Origin of the sequence: Methanofollis sp. (assembly GCF_028702905.1) — an archaeon.
Lineage (GTDB): Archaea > Halobacteriota > Methanomicrobia > Methanomicrobiales > Methanofollaceae > Methanofollis.
In genome coordinates this window covers 1-3903 of the sequence record NZ_JAQVNX010000147.1, presented here as the reverse complement: position 1 = coordinate 3903, position 3903 = coordinate 1, and the positions used below count along the sequence as shown (strand labels likewise).

3 protein-coding genes are annotated in these 3903 nt (G+C 58.9%); all 3 read left to right on the top strand.

Features of this window, described 5'->3' with window-relative positions; translation table 11 throughout:
- Positions 1-119: 119 nt before the first annotated feature.
- Positions 120-1106 (top strand): PGF-pre-PGF domain-containing protein, encoded by a 987-nt coding sequence (locus PHP59_RS11745; RefSeq protein ID WP_300167217.1) that lies wholly within the window; start codon positions 120-122, stop codon positions 1104-1106.
- 3 nt (positions 1107-1109) lie between these two features.
- The gene (locus PHP59_RS11740) at positions 1110-2888 is read left to right on the top strand and encodes an ABC transporter substrate-binding protein (protein ID WP_300167215.1); all 1779 of its coding nucleotides are present in this window, start codon (positions 1110-1112) and stop codon (positions 2886-2888) included.
- 140 nt (positions 2889-3028) lie between these two features.
- Positions 3029-3903: ABC transporter permease (locus PHP59_RS11735; protein WP_300167213.1), on the top strand; the 875-nt coding region annotated here is incomplete at its 3' end.

The window sequence follows — 3903 nt, the reverse complement described above, 5'->3', positions numbered from 1 at the left end:
GATTGTTAACTTCGGAGGTACATGTTGTGAATGAACATGATTTTAGGCTGAAATCTCTTCTGATCTCCTGCCTGTGTATCATACTGTGTATTGTCCCGGCAGCGGCTGAAGACGTTACCGTGGAACGAACTCTTTCTGCTGCCGATATTGCACAGGGCAACAACCTGGAAGTGATGCTCTCCGTCGAGGGAATCCAGGCTGGCGGAATTGTGGAGACGATCCCTGACGGATTTACGTTTGTCGGGACAGATCATCCGGCAGATAGGTACGGTATTTCTGGGCAGAAAGTCCTGTTCTCCGTGATCGGCGAGAACGAGATCGCCTATCGTGTGCAGGCCCGGACGGTTGGTACCTGGACCTTTTCCGGGGCCTGGGATGACGCCGTCAGCATGACGAACGGCACGATCGCTGAGAGCCAGGTCACGGTCAGCCAGCCTTATTGGGGTGGTTCCGGTGGCGGCGGCGCGACGAACTCCGCCGCCACCCCGACCACAGGTACAGGGGAGAGCCGCGTCATCCAGATCGAGGGAGAGGAGATCACAGGGATGATCGTCTCCGGAGCCGGGCTCCCCGAAAACCTGAGCGTCTCCTGTCATTACGTTGATCTGCCCGCGACGATCCCGACGGTACCCGGAGAGGTCTACAGGTATTACAATCTCACCATCCCTGCCGTGAACGGATCTATAGAGGGTGTGATGATCCGTTTCAGCGTCCCGATGGACTGGGTTAAGAACCAGACCTTCAGCGCTGCCGGAGTCTCCCTGTACCGGTATGCGGACGGCTGGACTTCTCTCAACACGACCCTGACCGGAACGGTGAACGGTTCGTACACCTTTGAGGCCGAATCCCCGGGATGCTCCATCTTTGCGATCTCAGGAAAAGAACCGGATAAGGCCGCGGCCGCTTCTGTCCAGACCACGCAGCCGACCCCCGCCGCCACGCCGAAGGCGCAGGTCACGTCGGTTGCGGGTGCAGTGGCAGAAGATAATGAGACCGCCGAAAACTCGCTCATTCCTCTTGTCGGCGGTCTTGCAGTGGTTGTGATCGTGATCGGTGCCGGCGCCTGGTATCTCTACCGTGGACGCGGCACAGAGAAGGAGGAGTAAACAATGACAGATAGAAGGAAACCAGGCATTATTCTGCTCTGCTGCGCCGTCTTCTTCCTCGCCTGCTGCGTGCCGGCCTCCGCCGGCGTCCCGGGCGACACGGATGGCGACACGTTCGTCTCGGAGGGAGAACTTGCAACAGCGATCCAGGGCTACCTGAACGCCACGTATGCAGGCGGTATCGGCGGCCTCGATCGGGCCGCTCTCTCTCTTGCCGCCCATAACACCCTGAACATCCCATACGGCCAGATCGTCGTTGCGGTCAGCAGCACAGGCGATCTCCTGCAACCATCGTACATCGACGGAAAGGGCGTCCCTCCAGGCTCCCTCATCTATGAAGGGCTCGTCACCAGAACGAACGATAAGGACCATATCGGCTGGCTTGCGACGTCCTGGGAGCCCTCGGCCGACGGGACGATCTGGACTTTTCATATCCCGGAAGGGGCGACCTGGCACGACGGCGTCCCGGTCACTGCAAGCGATGCGGTCTTCTCGTACTACTATCTCAAGGAAAAAGGTCTCAAGAACAGCGGCGTCCTGAAGCACGTCACCTCGGTAGAAACTCTCGATGATACCACGGTGGTCTATTACTGCGACTGCTGCATGCCCCTTTTCGCGGATGTCCTCGCCACCGGGCCGGGCGTTGCGATCTTCCCCGAACATATCTGGGGCGACATTGAGGACCCGGCCAAGCAATCGGATCCCAAGTACATCGGTTCAGGCCCCTTCAAGTATGTCTCAAGCGTCTCCGGGGATTCCTACAAACTGGAGGCATACAGAGACTACCATGGAACGTTACCCTATGTCGATAAGGTCGTACGGAAACTCTACTCTTCCCAGGACACACGGGTCCTCGCCCTGAGGAACGGTGATGTCGACTACGTCTACGATCTGGCTCCTACCACCGCCCGCTCGCTCCAGGACAAGGCCGGGATCGGAGTTACGACGATTCCATCGGGGGGGAAGGCCTACGAGGTCGCCTTCACCTGCGACGTCTATCCGGCGAACATCACGGAGTTCAGGCAGGCCCTCAGCCACGCGGTGAACCGGGACGCGATGTGCAGTATCATCGACAGTTCTGCGACTCGCGCGACCGACACGGTGTTCCTGGTCCCCGCCCTTGCAGGCGACCAGGTGAACGAGGACACGAACGGCCTGTATGACTACGACCTGGACAAGGCAAAGACGATGCTTGCCGACGCCGGTTTCACCCTGAAGACCGAAGACGGGAAGAACGTCCTGTACGGGCCCGACAACGCGCCGGTCGCGATCACTATCCCGCTCGGCGACAAGGCGTCGATCAACAAGGTCGACGAAAAGATTCTCCTGGTCCTGAGGGAAGACTGGGAGACCGAACTCGGCATCCGGATCACGGTCGAGAACCTCCAGTCCGACTCCTCTACGTACAAAAAACGAATCGGGGAGACCGCTGTCCACTTCGACGGCATGCCCCGCCTCTTCCACGACGACATCAGCCGCCTGGATAATTTCCAGAAGAGTCCGCGCGGCCATAATTACTACCACTTCGACGATGCTACCTTCAACGGGCTGATCGACGATCTCAGCAATACCATGGATGCCGCAGAGAGGCAGGCGATCGGAGACAGGCTCCAGGTGATCCTCTCCGAGCAGGTTCCCTGTATCCCGGTCTGTTCGATGGATTCCTTCAACGCCTACCGTTCTGACCGGTTCGCCGGCTTCAATGAGCTGATCCTCGAAGATGGCGGCGACATCAACATCTTATCGCACGTCAAGCCGGCAAGTACGGAGGTGAACGGGTAGATTCGTGACGCCGGAGGGTTCGAGAGAAGGGTCATCAGGCCTCTCCCCCTCTTTTTGCACTTCCCGGCCCGGGATGCACCTGCGTCAGACCGACGACTATGAGAGCGGAATATGTTCTGCGAAGGCTCCTGTATTCAGCGGTGGCCTTCGGCATCAGCGTCACCATCATGTTTGCCCTCCTCCATCTCATGCCCGGGGACTACATCACCCGGTACCTGGAAGGGATCTACGTCATCGCGCCGCCTGAAGTCGTTTTGGCATACAACAACGCTTACGGCCTGGACCGTCCTCTCATCGACCAGTATTTCAGTTATTTTCTCGGGATACTCCAGGGTGACTGGGGTTATTCCCTGAGTTACAGTCGGCCGGCTCTGGACGTGATCTGCGAGAAATCGGTCTGGACTCTCGTGATCCTCCTTCCGGCGACAATCCTCTCCATCATCGCAGGCATTGCGATCGGGGCGTATTCCGGGTGGAAACGCGGTTCAAAGGTCGACGTCGCTCTCCTGAACGGGATGATTTTTCTCCGGGCGATCCCCTCATACTGGCTCGCTCTCATGATCCTCCTCGTCTTCGCCTTTTATCTTGGCCTTTTCCCGCTCGGCGGTTACGTGAGCATCAGCGCCCTCGACACCGGGATCGACCCCCTCGATGTGATGGACCACGCTGCCCTGCCGATCTTCACGCTCTTCCTCTTCTCGGTGACCGGGACATACTACCTGATGCGGAACTCGATGCTCATGACGGCCGGCGAAGACTACATCGTCACGGCCCGGGCGAAGGGCCTCGATGATATGACGATCCTCCGGCGGCACGCCCTGAAGAACGCCATGCTCCCGATGGTGACGAAGGTCGCCCTCCAGTGTGCCGGGATGCTCACCGGGAGTATCTTCGTCGAGACGATCTTCTCCTGGCCGGGTATCGGTATGCTCACCTTTGAGGCCCTTCAGGTCCGCGATCTCCCCTTGCTCCAGGGGATCCTGCTGATGGACACGCTCATTGTCCTTGTGGCGAA

Bases quoted from the DNA above. Each gene is read 5' to 3' on its own strand.
- PHP59_RS11740 (WP_300167215.1), top strand. From the start codon at position 1,110: ATGACAGATAGAAGGAAACCAGGCATTATTCTGCTCTGCTGCGCCGTC.